General features: G+C 71.4%; 21 protein-coding genes. 11 read left to right on the top strand and 10 right to left on the bottom strand.

The window, feature by feature from the left end:
* Window positions 1–18: 18 nt before the first annotated feature.
* The 6 genes from ACZ4VK_RS13295 to ACZ4VK_RS13270 all read left to right on the top strand — a co-directional run bounded on the left by ACZ4VK_RS13295 (window position 19) and on the right by ACZ4VK_RS13270 (window position 6,706).
* The gene (locus ACZ4VK_RS13295) at window positions 19–1,425 is read left to right on the top strand and encodes a glycoside hydrolase family 30 protein (protein ID WP_468351603.1); all 1,407 of its coding nucleotides are present in this window, start codon (window positions 19–21) and stop codon (window positions 1,423–1,425) included.
* A gap of 158 nt (window positions 1,426–1,583) precedes the next feature.
* Window positions 1,584–2,618, top strand: a complete 1,035-nt coding sequence (locus ACZ4VK_RS13290) for an endo-1,4-beta-xylanase (protein ID WP_468352052.1) — start codon at window positions 1,584–1,586, stop codon at window positions 2,616–2,618.
* Window positions 2,615–3,661, top strand: a complete 1,047-nt coding sequence (locus ACZ4VK_RS13285) for a Gfo/Idh/MocA family protein (protein WP_468351601.1) — start codon at window positions 2,615–2,617, stop codon at window positions 3,659–3,661. Before ACZ4VK_RS13290 ends, ACZ4VK_RS13285 begins: the two co-directional genes overlap by 4 nt.
* Window positions 3,658–4,518 (top strand): DUF6807 domain-containing protein, encoded by an 861-nt coding sequence (locus tag ACZ4VK_RS13280; RefSeq protein WP_468351599.1) that lies wholly within the window; start codon window positions 3,658–3,660, stop codon window positions 4,516–4,518. Before ACZ4VK_RS13285 ends, ACZ4VK_RS13280 begins: the two co-directional genes overlap by 4 nt.
* Window positions 4,515–5,234, top strand: coding sequence for a cupin domain-containing protein (locus ACZ4VK_RS13275; RefSeq protein WP_468352050.1), 720 nt, complete (start codon window positions 4,515–4,517; stop codon window positions 5,232–5,234). The genes ACZ4VK_RS13280 and ACZ4VK_RS13275 overlap by 4 nt, the downstream gene beginning before the upstream one ends.
* On the top strand, window positions 5,234–6,706 hold the full coding sequence (locus tag ACZ4VK_RS13270) for a non-reducing end alpha-L-arabinofuranosidase family hydrolase (RefSeq protein ID WP_468351597.1): 1,473 nt from the start codon (window positions 5,234–5,236) through the stop codon (window positions 6,704–6,706). Before ACZ4VK_RS13275 ends, ACZ4VK_RS13270 begins: the two co-directional genes overlap by 1 nt.
* 66 nt (window positions 6,707–6,772) lie before the next feature.
* On the opposite strand, the gene ACZ4VK_RS13265 is transcribed toward ACZ4VK_RS13270, so the two are convergent.
* The 10 genes from ACZ4VK_RS13265 to ACZ4VK_RS13220 form a co-directional block, all read right to left on the bottom strand.
* The gene (locus tag ACZ4VK_RS13265) at window positions 6,773–7,561 is read right to left on the bottom strand and encodes a thioesterase II family protein (RefSeq protein WP_468351595.1); all 789 of its coding nucleotides are present in this window, start codon (window positions 7,559–7,561) and stop codon (window positions 6,773–6,775) included.
* The gene (locus ACZ4VK_RS13260; RefSeq protein WP_468351593.1) at window positions 7,558–8,574 is read right to left on the bottom strand and encodes an ornithine cyclodeaminase family protein; all 1,017 of its coding nucleotides are present in this window, start codon (window positions 8,572–8,574) and stop codon (window positions 7,558–7,560) included. Before ACZ4VK_RS13260 ends, ACZ4VK_RS13265 begins: the two co-directional genes overlap by 4 nt.
* Window positions 8,575–8,600: 26 nt before the next feature.
* Window positions 8,601–9,755, bottom strand: a complete 1,155-nt coding sequence (locus tag ACZ4VK_RS13255) for an acyl-CoA dehydrogenase family protein (RefSeq protein WP_468351591.1) — start codon at window positions 9,753–9,755, stop codon at window positions 8,601–8,603.
* Window positions 9,745–11,676, bottom strand: coding sequence for a B12-binding domain-containing radical SAM protein (locus tag ACZ4VK_RS13250; RefSeq protein WP_468351589.1), 1,932 nt, complete (start codon window positions 11,674–11,676; stop codon window positions 9,745–9,747). The genes ACZ4VK_RS13255 and ACZ4VK_RS13250 overlap by 11 nt, the downstream gene beginning before the upstream one ends.
* Complete coding sequence (locus tag ACZ4VK_RS13245; RefSeq protein WP_468351587.1) at window positions 11,673–13,604, bottom strand: non-ribosomal peptide synthetase; 1,932 nt, start codon at window positions 13,602–13,604, stop codon at window positions 11,673–11,675. The genes ACZ4VK_RS13250 and ACZ4VK_RS13245 overlap by 4 nt, the downstream gene beginning before the upstream one ends.
* 185 nt (window positions 13,605–13,789) lie before the next feature.
* Window positions 13,790–15,082, bottom strand: a complete 1,293-nt coding sequence (locus tag ACZ4VK_RS13240; protein WP_468351585.1) for an APC family permease — start codon at window positions 15,080–15,082, stop codon at window positions 13,790–13,792.
* 22 nt (window positions 15,083–15,104) lie between these two features.
* Entirely contained in the window at window positions 15,105–16,940 is a 1,836-nt protein-coding gene (locus ACZ4VK_RS13235) for a non-ribosomal peptide synthetase (RefSeq protein ID WP_468351583.1), read from the bottom strand.
* Between the two features lie 5 nt (window positions 16,941–16,945).
* Window positions 16,946–18,196, bottom strand: coding sequence for a cytochrome P450 (locus ACZ4VK_RS13230; RefSeq protein WP_468351581.1), 1,251 nt, complete (start codon window positions 18,194–18,196; stop codon window positions 16,946–16,948).
* The gene (locus ACZ4VK_RS13225) at window positions 18,193–18,453 is read right to left on the bottom strand and encodes an MbtH family NRPS accessory protein (protein ID WP_468351579.1); all 261 of its coding nucleotides are present in this window, start codon (window positions 18,451–18,453) and stop codon (window positions 18,193–18,195) included. The genes ACZ4VK_RS13230 and ACZ4VK_RS13225 overlap by 4 nt, the downstream gene beginning before the upstream one ends.
* Before the next feature lie 55 nt (window positions 18,454–18,508).
* Complete coding sequence (locus ACZ4VK_RS13220; RefSeq protein ID WP_468351576.1) at window positions 18,509–19,156, bottom strand: helix-turn-helix transcriptional regulator; 648 nt, start codon at window positions 19,154–19,156, stop codon at window positions 18,509–18,511.
* Window positions 19,157–19,503: 347 nt separating this feature from the next.
* On the opposite strand from ACZ4VK_RS13220, the gene ACZ4VK_RS13215 reads away from it, so the two are divergent.
* From ACZ4VK_RS13215 to ACZ4VK_RS13195, 5 genes are read left to right on the top strand one after another with little or no spacing between them, the layout of a single operon-like run.
* Complete coding sequence (locus tag ACZ4VK_RS13215; RefSeq protein ID WP_468351573.1) at window positions 19,504–20,082, top strand: type 2 periplasmic-binding domain-containing protein; 579 nt, start codon at window positions 19,504–19,506, stop codon at window positions 20,080–20,082.
* The gene (locus ACZ4VK_RS13210; RefSeq protein ID WP_468351571.1) at window positions 20,079–21,386 is read left to right on the top strand and encodes a DUF6421 family protein; all 1,308 of its coding nucleotides are present in this window, start codon (window positions 20,079–20,081) and stop codon (window positions 21,384–21,386) included. The genes ACZ4VK_RS13215 and ACZ4VK_RS13210 overlap by 4 nt, the downstream gene beginning before the upstream one ends.
* Window positions 21,380–22,369 carry a DMT family transporter gene (locus ACZ4VK_RS13205; RefSeq protein ID WP_468351569.1) on the top strand — a complete coding sequence of 330 codons (990 nt, stop codon included), beginning with the start codon at window positions 21,380–21,382 and terminating at the stop codon, window positions 22,367–22,369. The genes ACZ4VK_RS13210 and ACZ4VK_RS13205 overlap by 7 nt, the downstream gene beginning before the upstream one ends.
* Window positions 22,366–23,721 carry an ATP-grasp domain-containing protein gene (locus tag ACZ4VK_RS13200; protein ID WP_468351567.1) on the top strand — a complete coding sequence of 452 codons (1,356 nt, stop codon included), beginning with the start codon at window positions 22,366–22,368 and terminating at the stop codon, window positions 23,719–23,721. Before ACZ4VK_RS13205 ends, ACZ4VK_RS13200 begins: the two co-directional genes overlap by 4 nt.
* Window positions 23,718–24,602: a branched-chain amino acid aminotransferase gene (locus ACZ4VK_RS13195; RefSeq protein WP_468351565.1), complete on the top strand. Its 885-nt coding sequence runs from the start codon at window positions 23,718–23,720 to the stop codon at window positions 24,600–24,602. The genes ACZ4VK_RS13200 and ACZ4VK_RS13195 overlap by 4 nt, the downstream gene beginning before the upstream one ends.
* Window positions 24,603–24,699 lie beyond the last annotated feature (97 nt).

Here is a 24,699-nt window from a genome sequence, read left to right as displayed (position 1 = left end):
GGAGACCTTGTGAAACGCATGACCGCACTGACAGCCGTCCTATTGTTAGCGCTCACATCGCAGGCCGCGGCCGACCCCGCGCGACCTGCCGCCGCCCCCGCGCGCCCCACCATCGACTTCCGCGCCGAACTCCAGCCCATCGACGGTTTCGGCTTCTCGATGGCCTTCCAGCGGGCCGACCTGCTCCACGGCGCCCGCGGCCTCAGCCCGGCCAAGCAGCGCGAGGTGCTCGACCTGCTGCTCAGCAAGGACAAGGGCGCGGGCCTCTCGATCCTGCGCCTGGGCATCGGCTCGTCGACCGACCGGGTCTACGACCACATGCCGACGATCCTGCCGGCCGATCCCGGCGGTCCCGACGCCAAGCCGACGTATGTCTGGGACGGCTGGGACGGCGGCCAGGTCTGGCTCGCCAAGGAGGCCAAGGCGTACGGGGTCAAACGGTTCTTCGCCGACGCCTGGAGCGCCCCGGCCTTCATGAAGACCAACGGCAGCGAGAACGACGGCGGCGAGCTACGGCCCGAATGGCGTCAGGCCTACGCGAACTACCTCGTCCAGTACGCCAAGTTCTACCAGCGCGAGGGCATCAGGATCACCGACCTGGGGTTCACCAACGAACCCGACTGGACGGCGACCTACGCCTCGATGCGGTTCACCCCGCAGCAGGCCGTCGACTTCCTCAAGGTGCTCGGGCCGACCGTCCGCGCGTCCGGACTGAAGACCGGCCTCGTCTGCTGCGACGCCGCCGGCTGGGACCGGCAGGTCGCCTACACCGAGGCCATCGAGGCGGACCCCGTGGCCGGCAAGGCCGTGCGGACCATCAGCGGCCACCGCTACAGCGGGCCGACCTCCGTCCCGCAGCCGACCGACAAGCGGGTGTGGATGTCGGAATGGTCGCCGGACGGCACCACCTGGAACGAGAACTGGGACGACGGCAGCGGCTACGACGGACTCACCGTCGCGGCCGACATCCAGAACACCCTGACCGTCGGCAACGCCAGTGCCTACGTCTACTGGACCGGCGCGTCCCTCGGCGCGACCCGGGGGCTCATCCAGCTCGCCAACCCCGGCGACGACTACCGGGTGTCCAAGCGGTACTGGGCCCTTGCCGCCTTCAGCCGGTTCATCCGCCCCGGTGCCGTCCGCGTGCCGGTCACGAACGCCGACCCGGCCCTGCGGATCACGGCCTTCCGCAACAGCGACGGCAGCCGCGTCATCGAGATCCTCAACACCTCGGCCACCGAGAGCTCCGCCGCGTTCTCCCTTCGCGGCGGGCACGACCGGCACCCCGAGGGCTACGTCACCGACGAGACCCGCTCGATCACCCCGGCCGACATCGCCTCCACGCACGGCACGACCCTCACCGCGAAACTCGCCCCGCGCGCGCTGACCACGATCGTCCTCGACCAGGGCCTGTCCGACGACTGAACCGCCCGGCCGAACCACCGAACCGCCCGGCCGAACCACCGAACCGCCCGGCCGAACCACCGAACCGCCCGGCCGAACCACCGAACCGCCCGGCCGAACCACCGAACCGCCCCGCCGAACCACCGAACCGCCCCGCACCCGAGGAGTCCCTCATGCTCATGTCCCGGAACCTCATCGCCCTGGCCGCCGCCCTCTGTGTCGGGGCCGGCCTCGCCGCCGCGCCCGCGGCCGCCGAGCCCCGCCCCAGAACACTCGGCGAACTGGCGAAGAAGCACCACAAGTACTTCGGCTCCGCCACCGACAACCCCGAGTTCACCGACGCCGCCTATCTGAAGCTGCTCGGCAGCGAGTTCGGGCAGACCACCCCCGGCAACGCCATGAAGTGGTACGCCACCGAACCCGAGCGCGGCGTCTTCGACTTCTCCGCCGCCGACGAGGTCATGGCCTTCGCCAAGGACCACCACCAGAAGGTCCGCGGCCACACCCTCGTCTGGCACAGCCAGCTCCCCGCCTGGCTCACCGAGCGCAGCTGGACCGCCGAGGAGCTGCGTGCCGTCCTCAAGAACCACATCCAGACGGTGGCCCGCCACTACAAGGGCAAGGTGATCCACTGGGACGTCGTCAACGAGGCCTTCAACGAGGACGGCACGTACCGCGAGTCGGTCTTCTACAAGACGCTCGGTCCCGGCTACATCGCCGACTCCCTGCGCTGGGCCCACGAGGCCGACCCGCACGCCAAGCTCTACCTCAACGACTACAACGTCGACGGCGTCAACGCCAAGAGCGACGCCTACTACCACCTCATCAAGCAGCTCAAGGCCGACGGCGTCCCGGTGGAGGGCTTCGGCCTCCAGGGCCACCTGGCGCTCCAGTACGGCTACCCCGCCGGCATCAAGGAGAACATCCAGCGCTTCGCCGACCTCGGGGTCGACGTCGCGATCACCGAACTCGACATCCGCATGGAGCTCCCGGCGACCCCCGAGAAGCTCGCCACCCAGGCCACCTGGTACGCCGACTACGTCAAGGCCTGCCTGGAGGTCAAGAGGTGCGTCGGCGTCACCATCTGGGACTACACGGACAAGTACTCGTGGATCCCCTCCGTCTTCCCCGGCGAGGGCGCGGCGCTGCCCTACGACGAGAACCTGCGGCCCAAGCCCGCCTACCACGCGATCAGGAAGGTGCTGGGCGGATGATCCGTACGGCGATCGTCGGAACGGGCGGGATCGCGGGCATCTGCCACGTCCCCGCCCTCCGGGCGCAGGCCCACCGCGCCGAGATCGTGGCAGCCGTCGACGTGGACGCGGGGCGCGCCGAGGCGTTCGCGGCCGAACACGGCGTACCCGCGGTCTACACCGACCTGCGCACGATGCTCCAGGAGCAGGGTCCGGACCTCGTCCACCTCTGCACGCCGCCCTTCCTGCACGCCGAACAGGCGGTGGCCTGCCTGGAGTCGGGGGCGTGGGTGTGGTGCGAGAAGCCGGTGGCGCTCTCGCTGGCCGAGCTCGACCGGATCCGTGCCGCCGAAGGGACCGCCGCCGCCGGCGCGGTGTTCCAGCACAGGTACGGCTCCGGCGCCCGGTACCTGCGCGACCGGATCGCGGCCGGGGCGCTCGGCCGTCCGCTGGTCGCGCAGTGCGTCACGGCCTGGTACCGCGACGACGCCTACTACGAGGTGCCCTGGCGCGGCACCTGGGAGAGCGAGGGCGGCGGCCCGACGCTGGGCCACGGCATCCACCAGATGGACCTGATGCTCGCGGTGCTCGGCGAGTGGGCCGAGGTGCGCGCGATGGCCGGCTGTCTCGAGCGCGACGTCCAGACCGAGGACGTGTCCGCGGCCCTCGTCCGCTTCGAGAACGGAGCCATCGCGACGGTCGTCAACAGCGTCCTCTCCCCACGCGAGGAGAGCTATCTGCGGTTCGACCTCACCGACGCCACCGTCGAACTGCGCCATCTGTACGGCTACTCCAACGCCGACTGGACGGTCACGACCAGGTCGCCCGGCGTGACGTGGGAGCCGCCGGAGGACCTGCCCAGCTCGCACACCGCCCAGCTCGCGGACCTCCTGGACGGCTACGAGGCGGGCATCAGGCCCGACCTCGGCAGATCCACCATGGAACTGGTCACCGCCCTGTACAAGGCCGCGATCACCGGCCTGCCGGTCCTGCGCGGAGAGATCGACGCGGCCGACCCGTTCTACGGCTCGCTCAACGGGGGACGCCCGGAGGTGTTCCGATGACGCTCGAACTCCTGCACCACGAGGACTCGTTGACCGTCAGGGCCCGCGGGGTCGACCTCTTCCGGTACGTGCACCGGCCGGTCATGGACCCCTTCGAGGCGCCGAAGCCCTACCTGCATCCGGTGCGCACGCTCGCCGGCGACGTCGTCACCGGGTACCGGCCGCACGACCACCGCTGGCACAAGGGCGTGCAGATCACGGCGTCGTGGGTGTCGGGGCAGAACTTCTGGGGCGGCGGCACCTATCTGCGCGGCCAGGGCTACGTCGACCTGCCGAACCTCGGCACGATGCGCAGCCTCACCGTCTCCGCCGAGACGGGCCACGGTCGCGCCCTGATCACCGAGGACCTGGCCTGGCACACCATGGCGGGGGAGCACTGGATCGACGAGCGCCGCACGCTGACCGCCCGCGACGTCGGGGCCGACTCCTGGACCCTGGAGGTCACCACCGCGCTGACCAACGTCCTCGACACCCCTCTGGTGTTCGGCAGCCCGGGCACCCAGGGCAGAGAGCTCGCCGGATACTCCGGCCTGTTCTGGCGCGGCCCGCGCGACTTCACCGGCGGCGAGGTGATCGGCCCCGCGATGGGCGAGAAGGGCGACTGGCTGGCCTTCGTCGGCAGGCACGACGAGGTCGACCGCTCCTCCACGCTCCTGTTCCTCGACGATCCGGACGCCCCCTGCCACTGGTTCGTCCGCAGCGAGCCCATCCCCGCCGTCAACCCGTCCCTGGCGTTCGACGAGGAACTGCCGCTCGCCCCGGGCGACACCCTGTCGCGCCGCTACCGGATCGTCGTGGGCGACGGAGCGTGGACCCCCGCGCGCTTGGCCCGCCACGTCGCGGAGCACCCGTGGTGACCGCGCTCCCCGGCGGTGTGGGGATCTCCGGGCTGACCGTGTACGACTGGGAGGCCGCCGACGGACTGTGCGGCGGCACACCCCACATGCACCTTGTCTGCTCCGAGGCGTATGTCGTCATCGGCGGCGCCGGCAGCGTCCAGACCCTCACCACCTCCGGCTTCGCCGACACCCCGCTGCACCCCGGCGACGTCGTCTGGTTCACCCCCGGCACGATCCACCGCCTCGTCAACGCCGGCGGCCTGCGCCTCGTGGTGCTCATGCAGAACAGCGGACTGCCCGAGGCGGGTGACGCCGTCTTCACCTTCCCCGCTCGCGTCCTGGCCGATCCACCCGCCTACCGGAAGGCGGCCGCCCTGACCGGCGACCATGCCGTGGCGGCGCGGCGCCGCCGCGACCTGGCACTCGAAGGTTTCCTGGCCCTGCGGGAAGGCGGGCTGCGGGAGTTCCACACCGCGGCCCACCACCTGAAGAGGGAGCTCCTGGACGCCTGGCGGCTCCGCTGGCGCGACGGCCCCCTGGCCGCGGCCCTCGAGACCGGCCGTCAACTGGAACGGCTGCGGGCGGGAGACCTCTCCCACCTCGGCCACGGCGCGGTGGCACGCCTGGAACGCCCGGAGCACCAGCTCTTCGGCATGTGCGGCCGCCTTCACACCTATCCCGTTCCCGACCCCTCGGGGTCACCTCACCTCCGTCTCCCCAAGGAGCTCTTCTGATGCGGTTTCGCCATCCACCCCTGGTCCTGAGTCTCGTACTCGCGGTCCTGTCGTCCCTGCTGCTCGGAGTCACCCTCTTCAGCGCCCCGCCCGCCGCCGCGGCGACCGTCGACACCAACGCCTCGTACGTACTGGTCAACCGCAACAGCGGCAAGGCCCTGGACGTCTACAACCTGGCGACCGGCGACGGCGCCCGCATCACCCAGTGGACCAGGAACGACCAGAACCAGCAGCAGTGGCAGTTCGTCGACTCCGGCGGCGGCTACTACCGCGTCAAGTCCCGCCACTCCGGCAAGGTCCTGGACGTCCACAACCTCTCCACCGCCAACGGCGGCGCGATCGTCCAGTGGTCCGACCTGAACGGCACCAACCAGCAGTGGCGGCTCGCCGACAGCCCGGACGGTCACGTGCGGCTCATCGCGCGCCACAGCGGCAAGGCCCTCGAAGTGCAGGGTGCCTCCACCGCCGACAACGCGAACATCGTCCAGTACGACGACTGGGGCGGCACCAACCAGCAGTGGCAGCTCGTCAAGGTCGGCGCCGGCACCCCCGGTACGTGCGCCCTCCCCTCGACGTACCGCTGGTCGTCGACGGGCGCCCTCGCGCAGCCCAAGGCGGGCTGGGCCTCGCTCAAGGACTTCACCGTCGCCCCCCACAACGGCAAGCACCTCGTCTACGCGACGACGCACGGCGCCGCGGGAACGGGAGCGGGCTGGGGTTCGATGAACTTCACCCCGTTCACCAACTGGTCGGAGATGGCCTCGACAGGCCAGAACACCATGTCGAACTCCGTCGTCGCGCCCACGCTCTTCTACTTCGCGCCGAAGAACATCTGGGTGCTCGCCTACCAGTGGGGCAGGAGCGCCTTCTCCTACCGGACGTCGAGCGACCCGACCAACCCGAACGGCTGGTCGGCGGAGCAGGAGCTCTTCTCCGGAAGCATCGCCGACTCGGACACGGGTCCCATCGACCAGACGCTCATCGCCGACGGCACGAACATGTACCTGTTCTTCGCCGGTGACAACGGCAGGATCTACCGGGCCAGCATGCCGCTCGGGAACTTCCCGGGGAGCTTCGGCTCGACCTACACGACGATCATGAGCGACACGAAGAACAACCTGTTCGAGGCCCCGCAGGTCTACAAGCTCCAGGGCCAGGACCGCTACCTCATGATCGTGGAGGCGATCGGCGCGCAGGGCCGGTACTTCCGCTCGTTCACGGCCACCAGCCTGAACGGTTCATGGACGCCCCAGGCCGCGACCGAGAGCAACCCCTTCGCCGGCAAGGCCAACAGCGGCGCCACCTGGACCAACGACATCAGCCACGGCGAACTGCTCCGCACCAGCGCCGATCAGACCTTCACGGTCGATCCCTGCCGGCTGCAGTTCCTCTACCAGGGACGCAGCCCCAGCTCCGGGGGCGACTACGGCCTGTGGCCCTACCGGCCGGGTCTGCTGACCCTGCAGCGCTGACGCGGCGCCGCGAGAGCCCCAGGCACCCGACCTGGGGCTCTCGCGGCCTCCGGCGTCCGGCGCCGGTCAGGGCAGCCGGGAGGTACGGTCACCGGCCGCCTCGGCAAGGAGCCCGCCCAGATGGTCGAGGAGCGCGCGCCCCTGCGCCGGATCGCGGAAGTAGAAGTGGTCGCCGGGGAGCATCGTCAACGAGAACGGGCCGGTCGTGACGTCCTCCCAGCGGGCCAGGACCTCCGCCGGCAGGTCCTGCTGCCCGCCGATCGCGTGCAGCGGACCCGTCCAGGGCGGGCCCGGGAGCGGCTCGTACGTCTCGGACAGGGTGATGTCGGCGCGCATGGACCGCATGACGAGACCGCGGAGGGTGTCGTCCTCGCCGAGGTCCGGAGGCAGTCCGCCGCCGAACCGGCCGTGGACCGCGGCCAGGAGCTCCGCGTCCGGGAGCAGACGCAGGCCGTTGTCCCGTGGGTGACCCGGCGGAGTGCAGGCCGAGGCCATGACGAACTCCGGTACGGGCCTGCCGAGGCCGGCCAGACGCCGTGCCGTCTCGTACGCGGTGAGGCCCCCCATGCTGTGCCCGAAGAAGGCGAACGGCGGCTCGAACTCCGCACTGTCCAGGAGCCGGCCGAGCACGTCGGGCAGGGACGTCAGCGGTTCGGCCATCAGCTGGGATCCCCGTCCGGGCAGCTGGACCCCCAGCACTTCGACATCCGGAAGCTCGTCGGCCCAGCGCACGTACTCACCCGGCGAACCACCGCTGTGCGGGAAGCAGTAGAGCCGTATCCTCGCCTCCGGCCGCCGGTGCCGGCACACCAGCCACGGGGTGGCTCGCCCACCGTGTCCCTTCGTCCCGCTCATCGTCCCGTCCCTCCGTGTTCCGTTCCCGTCAGGCGGACCCGCGTGCCGAGCCCTTCCGCCGCGGCGCGGTCGTACACGCTCCAGGCGGCGACGACATCCTGGACCGCGAGCCCGAGCGACTCGAACACCGTGATGTCGTCCTCCGTGGTGCGGCCCGCGCACCGCCCGATGAGCACCTCGCCGATCTCGCCTCGTACGTGCTCCTCGCCGAAGAGGCCCTCGCTCATCGGGACCAGCAGGTCGCCCGCTTCGGAGAGCGCCGACCGCCGGCTGTCCGTCAGGACCCGGGCCCGCTCGATCAGGTCCGACGTGAGTTCGCGCCGTCCCGCGAACACCGCGCCCACCGCGTTGATGTGGGTTCCGGGCCGGACCTGCGACGCGTCGAGGACCGGCTCCGCGCTGGAGGTGACCGTGGAGATCACGTCGGCGTCGGCGACCGCCTCCGTCACCGAGGACACCGCCGTCACGGGCAGCCGGTCCGCGAACTCGGCGGCGAGCATCCGGGCGTGTGCCTCCGTGCGGCCCCATACGCGGATCTCCCGGGGGCGACGCACGAGCGACACCGCCTCGATGTGCGACCGTGCCTGGGCGCCGGTGCCCAGGACGGCGATCACCTCCGCGTCCGGCCGGGCGAGCACGTCGGTCGCCACCGCCGAAGCCGCGGCCGTCCGGATCTCGGTGATCACCGTGGCGTCGAGCATCGCCATCGGCGCACAGGTCTCGGGGTCGAGGAGCAGCACGACCCCGACATGCGGATCGAGTCCCTTGGCGATGTTCCCGGGCTGGACGGCGATCACCTTGATCCCGAACGCGCCGGGGCCCGAGCCCGCGCCCAGGGGGACATGGGCGGGCATCGTCGCGAGGACCTCGCCCTCCCCGTCGCCCGGGGTGATGGTGCGCTGCGGCTGACGGACCCTGCCGGAGCTGAACGCGGTGAAGGCGCGGCGCATGTCCTCGACGGCCAGGGCCATCGGATACAGCGCGCGCACGGTGGCGGCGTCGACGGTGAGCACAACTGACTCCTGACGTGGCCCGGCCCTCAGAGGGGCAGCGACTGGCCGATGATCTCTTTCATGATTTCCGTGGTACCGCCGTAGATCGTCTGCACCCTGGCCTGGGTGTACGCCCGGCCGACGAGCGACTCGGAGCTGAAGCCGTAGCCGCCGTGCAGTTGCAGACAGCGCCCGATGACGTCGTTGCACAGCTCGGAGTTCCACCACTTGGCCATGGACGCCTCGTCCACCTCGAGGTCCCCGCGGCTGTGTTCCACCACGCAGCGGTCGGTGAAGGCCCGTGCCACGCGCAGGGCGGTCGCCATCTCCGCGAGCTGGAAGCGGTTGTGCTGGAACTGGCCGATGGGACGACCGAAGGCCTCCCGGTCCCCGCAGTACGTCAGCGTCTCCTCAAAGACCCGCTCCGCGAGGGCCAGCGAGGTGACCGCGATGGACAGGCGTTCCCTCGGCAGGTTCTGCAGCAGGTACAGGAAACCGAGTCCGCGCCGGCCGAGGATGTCCGACGGCTCGACGACGACGTCGTCGAAGGACAGCTCGACCGTGTCGAGCGAATGGATGCCGATCTTGGGCATGGGACGGCCGACCTCGAGTCCCGGCGCCGGCGGCCGCAGCACGACAAGCGTCGCGACGGGCGGCCCTTCGGGTTTCCGGACGGCCGGATCGAGCGCGGCGACGATGACAAGCCCGGCGAGCAGACCGTGGGTGACGAAGCTCTTGCGCCCGGAGAGACGGAACGTGCCGTCGGCCGCCTCCTTCAGGGTCGTACGGATCGCGGCGACGTCACTGCCCGCTTCCGGCTCGCTGATCGCGACGGTCGAGATCAGCTCTCCCGAGCAGAACCCGGGAAGCCAGCGCGCCTTCTGCCCGGCGGTGGCGAGCTGCGCGAAGTAGCCGCCCGCCACCTCGCTGTGCAGGTTGAACGCCGGGCTGAGCGTCCCGGCCCGGGCCAGCTCCTCGGTGCGGACCACGTGGTACAGGTAGTCGTCGACACCGCCGCCCCCGTGCTCGGCGTCCATGTCGGGGGCGAGCAGGCCCTGCCGGCCGGCGGCCCGCCAGACGGCCGGATCGACGACTCCGGCCTCCTCCCAGGCCGCCAGGTGAGGAGTGATCTCGCGGGCGACGAACTCCCGGACCGTGCGGCGGAAGGCCTCGTGGTCCGGGCCGAAGATCTCACGCCGCACCCCCGTCCCCCTCCCCGGCGCCGACGTGGCAGACGGGCAGCAGCGTGCGCAGCCGCTGGATCATCACATGGCAGTAGCCGGCGTTCTGCTCCATCGTCCGGCGGCGCGGGACGGGCATCTTGCCGTAGGCCGGGTGCTCGAACCGCAGATGTGCGGCCGGGCCGGAACCGGACGGAAGCAGGCCGAGCTCCGCCGGCAGCGCCCGGCCCGCCTCCGGAAGGGCGATCGTCAGCGAGGTGTCGGTGACCTCCACCACCCGCGCCTCGCTGAGCGGGACACCGGGTGCCCGTACCGCCTCCCGGTAGATGTACGGCCGTGCGACCAGGTCCAGGTCGAGGGCGAGCCGTGCCGAGGGGTCCGACCACCACTCCTGGCTCCGGGCGAAGTCGATGAGGAGCTGGTCGAACTCCTCACGGTGGGAGTGCAGCACGAGGTGGGCCGCCTTGCCGATGTTCAGCAGGTCGTAGTGGTCGTCCGTCGACACCGAATCGGCGACGAACCGGCTGAGCCCGTTCTCCGAGCGCCGCCAGTGCTCGGTCGCCGCCGAGAAGAAGTCCTCGTACGACTGGATGCCCGACCGGTCGAGATGGCGCGCCAGCCAGTAGGCGCCCCGGGCGTTGTAGAGGCTCTGCACCAGGTAGTAGAACCAGGTTCCCGCCGTGCACTCCTCGCGGCTCACCCACTTGGTGGCCACGACCACGTCCGCCTCGGCGACGGGGTCGGGGGCCCGCTCCGTCTCGATGCCGAAGATCTCCCGCTGGTCGTACAGCGCGGTGTTGTGCAGGAGCAGCTGCGGATAGACCGTGAGGGTGTCGGCCTCCATGCGGCACAACCGCGCCACACCCTGCTTGAAGGTCTCCAGGGTCTCGCCCGGCAGCGGCCAGATCAGCTCGATGAAGGAGCTGATGCCCTTCGCGTTGAGCTTCGACTGGAGGTCGGTGTACGTGGACTCGCGGATGTTCTTCCGGTCGATGAGCCCCAGTGCCTCGTCGTTGACCGTCTGCAGCGAGATCGGCTGGCTGGTCACCAGGCCGCCGCCGACCAGGATCTCGGTGATCTCCGCGACCCGCTCGGGGCGGTTCTTGGCCGCCGCGATCACCAGCGAGGTGGGGAAGCCGAACTCCTCCTTGCAGCGCACGATGTGGCGGCTGAGCTCCACATCGCGGGGCGAGAGACCCCAGTTGGCATCCGCGATGAACACGCTGGACACGCCGTGCTCGGCGATCCACCGGATGTCGCCGAGCACCCGCTCCTCTTCGAACTTGTTCACCTTCGAGTTGGTGGCCGCGCCCCAGAAGCAGAAGCCGCAGTGGAACGGGCAACCGCGGTTGGTCTCCAGGACGGTGAAGGTGTACTCCCCGTCGTCGAACAGACCGGTCGCGAACGGCGAGGGCACGTCGTCCAGGGTCTTCATCCGGGGCGGCTTCTCATTGGTCACGAGCTCGCCGTCCGGGGCGCGGTAGCTCACCCCGGACACCTCGGCGAGATCGGGCTCCGGCCGCAGGACCTGGCGGAGGAACTCGTAGAAGGGCTGCTCGCCCTCCCCGTTGCAGACGACGACGCGCCGCGCCCCGGCCGGGATGTACTCCTCGCCGTGGTTGATGACCTGGGCGCCGCCCAGGACGAACCAGGCGTCCGGGCGTCGCTCCAGGAGCCCGGCGAGCAGCCGCCGCACCAGGCCGGCGTTCCAGATGTAGCAGCTGAACGCGTACACGTCGGCGTCGCACGCCAGCAGGTCGGCGAGGAGCGTGTCCGGGTCCTCGGACAGGCCCCGGGCGAAGAAGGAGAAGTCGCAGCCCTCGGCGACGGCGGGGTCCTGGACCGCGTACGCCTGGAGGTAGCCGGAGACGAGCGGGACGGTGTTCTCGTACACCGAGAGCTCGACGAGGGTCACCTTGCTTGTACGTGTGGCGGTGCTCACCGGGCGGTCTCCTCCACGGAGGTCTGTGGGTCCGGGGCGCCCGGCTCCGTCGGGGAGACGGCACGGGCGAGGTCGGACAGGACGGGGTAGGTGTAGACGTCCTCGGCGTCGAGCTTCAGGCCTTCGCGCCGGGCCTTGCCGACGAGCCGGATGAGCCGGAGGGAGTCGCCGCCGATCTCGAAGAAGTCGTCGTCCGGGGCGACCGAGGGCACGCCGAGGACGTCGGCCCAGAGAGCGGAGAGCAGGGACAGGGGAGTGGGCGGCGCGGACGGCTCGGGCACCTGTGCGGCGCCGGTGCTGCCCGTGGTCGCCGGGCTCCCGGTGCTGCCCGTGGCCGCCGTGGTGCTCGCCGTGCTCGCCGTGCTTCCCGTGGTCGCCAGGCGCGCGGCGAGGGCCGCCCGGTCCACCTTGCCGCGTTCGGTCAGCGGGAACGCGGCCACCGAGGTGATCTGAGCGGGCACCAGATAGTCGGGCAGCCGCTCCGCGAGCCGCGCGCGGATCGCCCGTGGTGCGGCGGTGTCGTCACCGAGGACCACGTACGCGATGAGCCGGGGCTCCTCCTCGGCCGTGGCCACCACCACCGCCGAGTCGACCGCATCGAGGGCGCACAGCGCCGCCTCGACCTCGGCCGGTTCGACGCGGAAGCCGCGGATCTGCACCTGGTCGTCTTCTCTGCCCAGGTAGTGCAGCCGGCCGTCGGGGTCACGGACGACCCGGTCGCCGGTGTCGTACACGCGGGCGCCGGGAGTCCCGGCCCACGGGTCGGGCCGGAAGGGGGAAGCCGCGTCGTCACCGTGGAGATAGCCGAGGGCCACCCCCACGCCGCCGAGGTGGAGCCGGCCGGGCTCCCCGTCGGCGACGGGCGCCCCCGAGGCGTCCAGGACATGGGCGGTGACACCCGGGATCGGTTCGCCGATGGCCGGCAGACCGGGACAGGGTTCCGGCTCGACGAGCCCGACGGTGGCGACCACGGTGTTCTCCGTGGGTCCGTAGTTGTTGTGCACGCGGAAGGGCAGCGAGGCGGGCGGCCGACGCGTCAACCGGTCGCCACCGACCAGGAGCTCCCGCAGTGCGCAGCCTCCCTCCCGAGGCGGCCAGGCCAGCGTGAACAGCTGCTCGGCGAGTCCCGTGGGGACGAAGGCGACGGTGATCCCCTCGGCGCAGAACCAGTCGCGCAGCCGTTCGGGGTCGAGGATCACCCCGGACGGCACGACGTGCAGGGACGCGCCGGCCGCCAGCGCCGTCCAGGTCTCCAGGACGAACGCGTCGAACGTAAGCCGGGCGAGCTGGGTCGTCCGGTCGCCCGGCCCGACCCGATAGCGGTCCCGGTACCAGTCGACGAGATTGCGCAGCCCGCGGTGACCGACCAGAACGGCCTTGGGGCGTCCGGACGACCCCGAGGTGAAGTTCACATAGGCGAGGGAGTCGCCCGCGTCCGCCGACGCGTCGTCCTCGGTCGTCTCCACGGCAGGGGCGGGCGGGGCGGTGTCGGTGCCGACGACGGTACGGAACGCGCCGATGTCCACGGGGTCGTACGCCTCGAGACCCAGCCGCCGTACGTGCTCCGGCCGGCTCACGAGGGTCGTGGCCGAGCTCCGCGCCAGCAGGTCCCTCACCCGCTCCCGCGGCTGGTCCGGGTCGAGGAGCAGATACGCGGCACCCGAGGCGAGCACACCGGCGCAGGCCGTCACGGCGTCGGCCGAGCGCTCCAGGCACACCGCGACGACGTCCCCGCGCGCCACCTGGGCCGAGTGCAGCCGTTCCGCGACGGCGACCGCGCGGGCCCACAGATCGGCGTAACGCACCTCGCCCGTCGCGTCCTTGACCGCCACGCTCCCGGGCCGCAGGACCGCGTGCTCGGCCAGCATGCGGACGAGCGGCGGCGGTTCGAGCCGGGGAGTGCTCGTATCCGGGATTGCGTTGAGCACTCCACTGCCTCCTGAGGGTCCGCAGGTCTCACGCCTGCTCTGATCGGGTAAGGGGGAGCCGCTCCGCCGCCTCGTGGGCGGCAGGGCACCGCACCGCCAAGTCTCGTGACGGGGCACGGGCCGTGCCATGGGACTCAGGTCCCTGCCGCCCTGGTGGCGGCGGAAGCCGGGGACGAGCGGGAACCTCAGCCGGGACCTTGGTCCCGGCCGGCCAGGGCGTGGCGGGCCCCGTACAGGCAGGCCCCGAGCGCCAGCCACGCCAGACCGGTGACGGCTCCGCTCGTACCGGTCGCCACCAGCATGCCCACGACCGCGAGGAAGGCGAGGGGAAGCAGCACACGGGGCATCGGCGTGCGGAAGGCGGGGGCGGGGGCCGCCGGGTCGCGCCGTAGCCGCACCAGCGCGATCAGCGGCGGCAGGAAGTGCAGGACGTACAGGAACCCACCGGCCGTCGCCGCGAGGGAGACGCTGCCGGTCAGGGCGACGCCGGCGAGCAGCGCGCCGTCGACGACGATCGCCGTGCGCGGTGTGCCGGAGCGCGGCTCGACGGCCGCGAGGCGGCGGGGGAGCAGCCCGTCGCGCGCCATGGCGAACAGGGCCCTGGAGGTCACCATGAGCAGGGAGTTGGTGGCCGCCGCCAGGGTGAGCAGGGCGCAGCCGAGCATCAGCCAGCGAGCGGGCTCCCCGCCGAAGCCGCGTGCCGCCTCCGCCAGCGGCGAGGCGGCGGATCCGAGCACCTGCGTCGAGGTGGTCCCGAAGGCGACCAGGGCGACCAGGAGGTAGAGAGCGAGGACGACGGCGAGCGTCAGGAGGATCGCCAGGGGCAGATTGCGCTCGGGGCGCCGGATCTCCTCACCGGCCGCCGCGACCATGTCGAACCCGCCGAACGCCAGGAACACCACCGGGGTCGCGAGGAGGACTCCGGTCACCCCGTGGGGAGCGAACGGGGTGAGGGTCTCCGTGCCGACGTCGCCGAGCCCCCACACGGCGAAGGCGACGAAGCCGGTCACCGCCACGAGGAGCACACCGGTCTGGGCCCATCCCGAGAGACGCGCACCCAGCAGGTTGATCCCGGTGCACAGCGTCACGAGGCCGACCGCGCCCACGGTCGTCGGCAGTCCACTGGCGGCGTGCAGATACTCGCCGAAGCCGATGGTGACGTAGCCCGAGGCGAGCAGATAGCCGCCCCAGTAGACCCAGCCCATGGCGAACCCCCAGCGTTCGCCGAGGACTTCCCGCGCGAAGGCGTAGCCACCGCCGGCCACGGGCAGCCGGCAGGCCAGTTCGGCGTAGGGAAGAGCGATGAGCACGGAGACGGCGGCCGCCAGGACGAAGGCGAGGAGCGCGGCGGGGCCCGCGGCGTCCGCGGCGACCTTGACCAGGGTGAAGATGCCGCCGCCGACCGTGCCCCCGATGCCGATCGCGAGGGCGTCCCGCAGCCCCAGCTCGCGCCGCAGCCGCGCGACGGGCTTCGGCACCGGGCGCTGCGGCCTGGCGGGTTCAGCCGGCGCTCGGCCCATGCCCCGCTCCGAGGCCGCCGGCCGCCTGCTCCTTCTCGAGGGCCGCACAGAGGTCACCGAGCACGGGGTGGGTCAGAACGAGCGTCAGTGTCAGCGGAAGCCCGCGTTCCTCGGCGAGCATCACCGTCTTCACGGCGAGCAGCGAGTCCCCGCCGAGCTGGAAGAAGTCGTCGTCCCGCGAGATGTGCGCCACGCCGAGCAGATCGCTCCAGACCTGCGCCATGACGGACTCGACCCCCGTCGAGGGCTCATCAGGCTGCTCCCCTTCGGCCGTCGCCCGCACCTGGCTGAGCAGGACGAGGGCCTCCCGGTCGACCTTGCCGTGCAGTCCTCTGGGCAGGACCTCGTGCTCGACATGGCCGCTGGGCCGCATGTACTCCGGGAGGCGCCGCGCGAGGTGTGCGGCCAGGGACGCGCGCCTCGCGGGTTCGCCGAGCCGGCCGGCCGGGACGAGATGGGCGACCAGACGCTCGGCCCCGGAGTCCTCACGGACGAGGACCACGCACGCGTCCCGCACGTCCGGGTGGCTGTTGACGGCCGCCTCCACCTCACCCAGCTCCACCCGGTGGCCGCGGACCTTCACCTGGTCGTCGAAGCGGCCCAGGTACTCGATCAGGCCGTCGGCACGCATCCGCCCGCGGTCTCCGGTCGCGTACATGCGCGCGCCCGGCTCCTCGGCGTACGGGTCGGGGAGGAAGCGCAGGCTCGTCGCGCCGGGTTGTCCGAGATAGCCGCGGGTGACGGCCACCCCTCCCGCGTGGATCTGCCCCTCCTCGCCCGGACCGACCTGGCGGCCCCGCTCGTCGAGCAGGCGCAGCGTGACGCCGTCGAGCGCGGTGCCGAGCGGGGGGTTGGTCTCGTCGTCGGGGATGGGGCCCATGGCGTGGGCGCTGACGCAGGTGGTGGCCTCCGAGGGGCCGTACCCGTTGATGAGCAGATGGTCCGCGCCGCGTGCGGCGTGCCGGCGCGTGAAGGCGCGGGCCCGGTCCATGGACATGACGCTGCCGCCGACGATCAGGCGGCGCACACTGTCGAACGCCTCGGGACGGGCGTCCCACAGGACGTGGAACAGGGTGGTCGTGATGAGCGCCGTGGTGATCCGCTCCCGGATCAGCAGGTCGGGCAGCTCTTCGATGGCCTGGTACGAGGGGGCCGCGACGACGAGCCGGGCACCGGTGGCGAGGGCTCCCCAGACCTCGAAGGCGGCCACGTCGAAGGCGAGCGGGGCGAGTTGGAGGAAGGATTCCCCCGGCCCGAAGTCGACGTAGGTCTGCCGTGGGTCGACGAGGTTGACGGCTCCTCGGTGGGTCACGCCCACACCCTTGGGCGTTCCGGTGCTGCCGGAGGTGTAGACGATGTACGCCAGGTTGTCGGGGTGCGCACGCGGTGCCGTACGCGTGGCGAACTCCCCTACGGCGTCGGCGGGTTCGTCCTCGACGCACAGGACGCTCATCGGGCCGGCGAACGGGGCGGCCGGGCCCGTGGCGCTGCTCAGGACCAGCCGCACCGCGCACTGCTCGGCCATCAGCTCAAGCCGGGCCGCCGGGTAGTCGAGCGGCAGCGGCAGATACGCGGCTCCCGCCTCCACCACGCCCAGCATGCTGACCACGGCCTCGATGCCCCGGTCCAGATGGATGCCGACGATCTGTTCGGGACCCGCGCCGAGCGAACGCAGCCAGGCGGCACGCCGCTGGACCCGCCGACTCAGCTGGGCGTAGGTGAGGGTCTGTCCCTCGGCGGTGAGCGCCGGCGCGTCGGGGTGCGCCTCGGCCACCGCCGCGAACCGTTCGTGCAGCAGGAGGCTGTCTGTCGTCATGGGTCTCACTCCACGTCGTCCGGGTGCCGGGGGCGCGGGCCTTCACGCGGCACGAACCGCACCGGCAGGCTGCTCACCCCCCGCATGAAGGTCGAATAGACCGGAACGCCCTTCCCCGTGATCTCCCAGCCGTCGGCGTGGGTGAGGAGCGCCTGGAGGAGCGCGGTCATCTCGATCCGCACCAGCCGGGCCCCCGGGCAGGTGTGCGGCCCGCGCAGGAAGGCGAGGTGCCGGTTGGGTGTGCGTCCCAGATCCAGCCGCCGCGGGTCGCCGAACTGCGTCTCGTCGTCGTTGGCCGCGCTGATCCAGGCCGTGACGATGTCCCCTTCGGCGATCCGTACGCCCCCGAGTTCGGTGTCGCGCGCCGCGGTGCGGCCCACGTGCATCGGCGCGGTCGTCCAGCGCAGCAGCTCCTCGACGGCCGTGTCCAGACCGACCTCGCCGCGTACGAGCCGCTGCCACTGGTCGGGGTGGTCGGCGAGCGCCTGGACGGTGCCGCTCATGGTGTAGCGGGTGGTCTCCTCGCCGCCGAGGAGCAGGCTGTAGCAGTTGTAGAGGACCTCGTCCCCGGTGAGCCCGATCTCGCTGTCGGTCATCCGGACCAGCAGGCCGAGCAGGTCGTCGCCGGGCTCGCCACGCAGCGAACGGACGAGGCGCGCGAAGTACAGCAGGATCTGCTGGCGCGCCAGGCGGGTCGAGAGGTCGTCCGTGACGGGCGTCTCCGAGGCGAGGGTGTGACTGGCGTCCGCGTACAACGCCTCCCGGTCCTCCTCCGGCACCCCCAGCATGTCGCAGACGGCGGCCATCGGGATGGGCCGGGCGACGTCCCTGGCGAAGTCGACCCGGCCCCGGGCCACGGCGGTGCGGACCAGGTGGTCGATGCGGGAGACGATCCGTTCCCGGTAGGGGGCGAGCGCCTGCGCGGTGAACGCGCGCATCAGCTCCCGGTGGACGACGCGGTGCCGGGGACCGTCCGAGACGGCGAGCATCCCGCCTCCCGCCGGATCGCCGCCGGCGAGGAGCGTCCCCAGGGTGTTGCCCCGGACCGAGGTGAAGCGCTCGGAGGAGACGCAGACCTCCTCGACCAGCCGGTGGGGGGTCACGACCCAGAAGCCCCGGCCGTCCGGCGTGGGGTGACGCACCACCGGGTGGTGGCGCCGCAGGTGCCGCCACAGCGGTCGCAGGTCCTGCTCCGCGTGCACCACCGGGTCGGTGAGGTCGGCCTGGGCGAACTCCGGTACGACGGTCACCGTCATCGTTCGTCCCCGGCGGCCGTGCCTTCGGCCATGGCGTGCGCGCCTTCGGTCATGGCGGCCGTGCCTTCGGCCATGGCGCGGCGGAGCGACAGTGGACGCATGTCCGTCCACAGGGCGTCGACCTGGGAGGCGCACTCCTCCGCGGTGCCGGTCGGGCCGGCCGCGCGCCAGCCGCGGGACACAGGCCAGGAAGCCAGGACGGTCGCGTACTGCAGTTCGTCGTTGACCATGACCTTGTACTGCTCCCCGTGGGCCACGCGGTCCCCCTCCTGGTCTGTTCGCAGAGCGGTCCCAGTGTGCTGGCGCGGCACGTCAGCCTGCCATGGGACGGGAGTCCCAGTCGGCGGCTCTCGGCTCCAGGACCCGGATCTTCCCGCCCGGTCCGCTGGGACCCTGGTCCTGACTGCCGTGCGCGTCCTGTACGGAGAGCAGGCCCCTGCGCAGACCGATGACGAGGGCCTCGGTGCGGTCGGACACCTGAAGCTTGGCGAACAGCGAGGTGATGTGGTTCTTCACCGTCTTCTCGGAGATGCGGAGAAGGGTGGCGATCTGGCGGTTGGTCCGCGCGCTGCCGATGAGGCGGAGGATGTCGTACTCGCGCTCGGTCAGGTTGGCCGGGTGACGGGCCGGGTCGGGCCGCTCGCCGACGTGCGCGCGGGCGACGAGGTCCGACGTGGCCCGACTGAGCCTCGCCGCATGGCCGACGGACCGTCTGGCCGCCTCGCTCACCGAGCGGCTGTGCTCCTTCAGCACCTCGAGAAGGAGCGGGGGGACACGTCCGTCGGTCGGGGCGCACAGCCACACCATCGCGGCACGTGCCAGGTCCTGCCGCTCGGGGGCCGCGCCCGGCGCGCCGGCCGTTCCGGCGACGAGCGCGGCGAGACGGGGCCGGTCGAGACCGGCGAGGCGAAGCCAGTCGTCGAAGTTCCGGGCGAATGCGCCATCGGATTTGTCTGCCACCAAGAAGGCCCTCCCAGGGTGTGCGGGGATTTCATTGACAGCGTGAACGTCGATGATGGAAACACACCCGGGAGGGGATTCGAGGGGAGCCGCCCGATCCATTTCACATGGCGAGACGGATGCCGGAAGTGGAATGCCGCCAAGGTTGCAAAGTTCGCCGAATCGGACATAAGGGCAGGCGTGAGGGGTGCGCCAAGTACCCATCAAGCCAACAGAGTTGACAATCTCGCCATCCGAGATCGTGTAAAGGAGACCTTGATCGTCATCATGATGCGTGATTGCCTGCACGGGGGCATCGAGGCGCGCCTGATACGACCAATCACATTCTGTTTGTCACGGGGGAGCTCATGAGTCGTACGAAGAAAGGGTCGGAGTACATCCGGCATCTCCACACGCTCGGCCCGCAGGGCACCAATCTGGAAGCCGCGTCCCACGAATGGCTTCGCCGGCGCGACATCGACGGAACGGTGCGACTGCACTCCTCCATCGAGTCCGCGCTCGACGCCGTTCCCGACGACGGACGGCACGCCCTGGTCGCGTGCGCGGTCTACCCCGCGCTGCACACCCTGGTGTTCAGCAATCTGCACCGCCTGCACATGGTCGACAGCTTCATCATGCCGACGCACAACATGGTGCTCGCCACCACGGGCGCGGCCCGGCCCGCCACGGTCGCCTCGCACCCCGCGCCGACGAGGCTCATACCCGCCGGCACGGAGATCAGGGAAGTGCTGAGCAACTCCCAGGCGGCCATCGACTGCGCCGAGGGTCGCGTCGAGGGCTGCATCACCACCATCGTCGCGGCCGACCACCACGGGCTACGTGTGGTCCGGGACTTCGGCGCCGTACCCATGGTGTTCACCGTCCACCAGGTCCTCGCCGTCGGCGTCGAGAACGACCGGCTCGTCGAGGCGGGAGCGGCGCTGTGACCGTGTCCACCACCACCACCACCACCGCGCCGGTCGCCGCCGACCTGCTGGCCGACGCCGACGAACTGACGGGATCGCTCATCCCGAAGGTCGACCGCTTCCGGGAGCGTCAGGCGGACGACGGCTCCGTCCCCGGAGCGACCGAGGAGGACCGCGTCCTGCTCGGTCGCATCCGCGACGAGGCGTGTGCCTGGTACGAGCGACGGGGACGCGACGGGCAGGCGAGCGCGCTGGCCGCCGACGTCGACGGCTGGCTCGCGGCCGGCCTGGACACCCGGCCCCACTTCGCGCGCTCGCGCGACGCCCTGCCGGTGCCCGAGGACGGCTCGGCCGTCTTCTTCCTCGCCCCGCTGCAGAGCACCAACAGCGCGCCCCCCGTGGGCAAGCGCCTCGACTGCTTCTTCGCCCTGCGCAAGGAGCCGGCCGCGCTGCCGGAGCTGGCCCTTTCGTATCCGCACCCCAAGAACAACTGCCAGTCGCTCGTCCTGATCACCGGCAGCGCCGGTTTCCGGCAGGGCAACTGTCTGGTGTTCTTCCCGGAGAACGTGGCCGCTCACGACAAGATCACCGAGCAGCCCTACGCCATGTTCTTCTACAACAAGATGCGGAAGATCCACGAGACGTACGCCCTCACCGGAGCGGAAGCCGTCCTGACCCCGGAGTCCCTGCCCCGGGCGTCCACGGGCCTGGACGCGGAGGTGTGCTTCGAGGCCCGCGCCATCTGGGGCTATCTGCACGACTCGATGCACTACCAGGGCCTCTGGCCGTTCGACGAGCACATCTCGCTGAAGATGAACTGGTTCGTCGGACTCCTCGAGGAGATCAAGGTCGACGCCAAGACCGTGCTGGCCTGCGCGGACAGCGGAGTCGTACCGTTCGCCGCGGAGCAGATCGACATGATCCTGCTCGAGCGGATCTTCCGGTACCCGCAGGCGGACGACGCCACCCGCAACTTCGACTCGGGCACCGGGGTCTTCCTCTACTCCTGGCTGCGCGAGCACGGCGCGCTGGCCGGCTCCCCGGCCGACGGCGGGCTGCTGCACTTCGACCGGGCCAAAGCCGTCGACGCGCTGCGGGAGTTCGTCGCCACGGTCGAGAGGCTGGAAGCGGAGGTCTCGACCGACGACGAGTACCGCGTGGCGGCCAGGGAACTGGTGCGCCGGTACCTCCCCGCCCCCGATCCCGCGCCCGCCGGCACACCGCGGCAGCGGTACGCCTTCACCGAGGACCAGCGGGTCCTGCTGCGGGCCAAGCAGGGTCTTGACCGGATGTCCGCGCTGGAGTTCGAGCGCGCGGAATGGTGACGGACACCTCCCCACGAGGCGCCCACCGGGGCGGGCGCCTCGTGGTGCCCGCCCTCTCGGCGCTGATGGTCACGCTCCTCGCGGCCGGCTGGCTGCTCGCCGGGCATCTGGTGGACGGCGCCCCTCCGCTCGTGGTGGCCGCGGGGCGGACGGCGACCAGCTTCCTGGTCCTCACCGTCATCGCCCTGCTGCACGCGCGGTCGCGGCCCGAGGCCCGGGTCGCGGCCGGCCGTGGCGGGAGCGTCGTCCTGCTGGCGTTCCTCGGCTTCTTCGCGTACTACGCCGGGACGCTGCTCGGGACCGGCTTCATCGGGGCGTCCCGGGTCGGCCTGATCGTCTCCCTGCTGCCCTGCCTCACCTTCGCGATCGGAGTCGCCGCGTTTCGTGAGCCCTCCTCGCGCCGCAAGGTCCTCGGCACCGTACTGGCCGTGGCGGCGGCCTGCGGATACGCCCTGGCCGACACCTCCGCGAGCGCCGGTGTCGACGGGGAGGCCCTGCTGAGCGGAGGACTCCTCGCGCTCGCCGGCACCGTCACCTACGCGGTGTACGGCTATGTCTACCGGCGGCGCATGGCGGATCTCTCCCCGCTCGCGTCCCTGCCCGCCATCACCGGTGCGGGCACCGTCATGCTGGGTCTCACCGTCGTGCTGTTCGTCCCGCTCGGCGGCGTCTCCCCGGCCGACTGGGGCGGCATCGCCGCCCTCGGAGCGGTCCTCACCGCCCCTGTCTTCCTCATCTCGCACGAACTCATCCTGCGCAAAGGGCCGTTGTTCACCTCCGCCCTCGCGCTCGTCGTGCCGTTCCTGGTGCGACTGGGAGAGTGGGCCCTCGGGCGGGAGACCGCGCCCGGACCGCTCGTACTCCTGCTGCTCCTGCTGTGCGCGGGCGGCGTGTGGCTCACCGTCGCCGGTGCCCGCCCTGCCGGAGACAAGGCGGACACCGGGCAGCGGACCGGGGTGCACATCAAGCAAGGAACATCGTGACGGCAAAGGACCTGGTGATGACAGCGGACCCGGTGAGGACGACGGACCCGGTGATGACGACGGACCGTCCCGGCGGCCCCCGACCCACTCTCGTGCTGGTCTACCAGCGCCTCGCGCTCCCCTGGGTCTTCGAGAGCGCGGAGCGGGCCGGCATCGACCTCGTCCTGGTTCCCCGGCCCGACGAAGCGGTGACCGAGGACCGGTTGCCGCCCGCCGTGGTGGAGGTACTGCCGCTGGACATCGAAGCCGACCGGGCCGGTGCGCTGGACACCCTGCGGCGGCGGTACGAGCAGCGGGCCTTCCAGGGCATCGTCACCCTCTTCGACCCCGCCGTGCCCTTCGTCGCCGAGACCGCCGAACTCCTCGGCCTGCCCGGCATCGGCCGCGACGTAGCCCTCGGTGCGCAGGACAAGCGCGTCATGAGGGAGCGCCTGGCCGCGGCGGGCCTCAACGTGCCGGGATTCGTCAGGCTGGACGACCCCGCCGACTGGGAGAGGGCGGCGGGGCTCGTCTTCCCCGTCGTCGTGAAGCCGGCACTCGGCTTCTCCAGCCTCGGCGTCACCAAGGCGGAGTCCCCGGAGAGCCTGAAGAGCGTCGTCGACGAGGTGTGGCAGACCAGCGCGAGCAAGCTCGGCCGGGTGGACGGCCTGGTGGTCGAGGAGTACCTGGACGGCCCCGAGTTCGCCGTCGAGTCCCTCGCCCACGGCGGTGAGGTACGGATCCTGACCATCGGCTACAAGGGCGACCCTCAGGGACCGCACTTCGAAGAGGGCGTCTACCGCGCTCCGGCCGCCCTGCCCGAGTCGGTCCAGGAGGACATCCGGCGTGAGGTGATCGCCGCGCACAAGGCCCTCGGCATCACGGAAGGCCCCACCCACACGGAGCTGCGGCTGCGCGGCGGTGTGACGCCGTACCTGCTGGAGATGGGGGCCCGGATCGGGGGCTCCGGGGTGTCCCACTACATCGCCTCCGGGGTGACCGGCGTCGACTTCGCGGCGCGGGCACTGCGGATCGCCGCCGGGATCGCCACCGAACCCCTGGGCTCGGGCCCGCCGCCGACGCCCGTCGCCGCCGCGGCCAACTACATCGTCCCCTGCGGCGGTTCGGGACGGATCACCGCGATCCACGGCCTGGACGCACTGCGTGACGACCCCAGGGTCGATCACGTCGTGCAGATGCTCTTCCCCGGTGACGTCGTGCGGCCCTACCCGGACTTCACCGGCTATCCGGCCTTCGTCCTGTCCCGGCACCCGAGCACCGCCGAGACCGAGGAGTTCCACCGGTTCCTGGAAGAGTCCATCCGCATCGACTACGCCGACGACACCGACCACCACCACGAGGGGCAGGCGTGACCACCACCGCGTTCGACGACCGTGACGGCGTGATCTGGCTCGACGGGGCGTTCGTGCCGTGGCGCGAAGCCCGCCTGCACGTCCTGTCCCACGGGCTGCACTACGGCGGCGGCATCTTCGAGGGAATCCGCGTCTACGACGGCCGGGCCTTCAAGTCCGTCGAGCACTTCGAGCGTCTCCACACCTCGGCACGGGAACTGAACTTCCGCCTGCCCTTCGGTGTCACGGAGCTCGACGCCGCCATGCGGGAGATCATCCGGCACCAGGACATCGTCGACGGATACATCAGGCCGGTGGCCTGGCGGGGCAGCGAGCAGATCAGCGTGTCCGGGGCGGGGACGTCCGTCCACGTCGCGATCGCCGCGTGGGAGTGGCCGCACGTGTTCTCCGGCGACGCGCGCGACCGCGGCATCCGGCTGCGCACGTCCCGGTGGCGGCGCCCTTCCCCCGACACCGCGCCGGTACGGGCGAAGGCGGCGTCGCTGTACAACATCTGCACCCTCGCCCGCGACGAGGCGGAGGCGGCCGGCTTCGACGACGCCCTCCTGCTGGACTTCCGCGGCTACCTGGCCGAGGCCACCGGGGCCAACCTCTTCCTGGTGATCGACGGAGCCCTGCACACACCGACCGCGGACACCTTCCTCGACGGCATCACCCGGCAGACGGTCCTGTCCCTCGCCGAGGAGCTGGGGATCCCCGTCCACGAGCGCCACATCAAGCCCGAGGAACTCCGGGCCGCGGACGAGCTCTTCCTCACCGGCACGGCCTACGAGGTGCAGCCGGTGTCCGGCGTGGACGACCGTTCCTACGAGGTCGGAGGCATCACGAAGAGTCTGTCCGAGGCCTACACCGAACTGACCCGTTCCGCCCCGGCACGCTGACGAGAGGCCCGCGGCGGGTCCGGCCGTTACGGGCGGTCGCGACGGGGTAGGCGCCTCATACCCAGGAGAACCCGGGAACGTGAGGAGTTCGGCGGCT

It is taken from the genome of Streptomyces sp. NPDC028711 (genome assembly GCF_055565415.1).
This window is presented reverse-complemented; position numbering and strand designations above follow the sequence as displayed.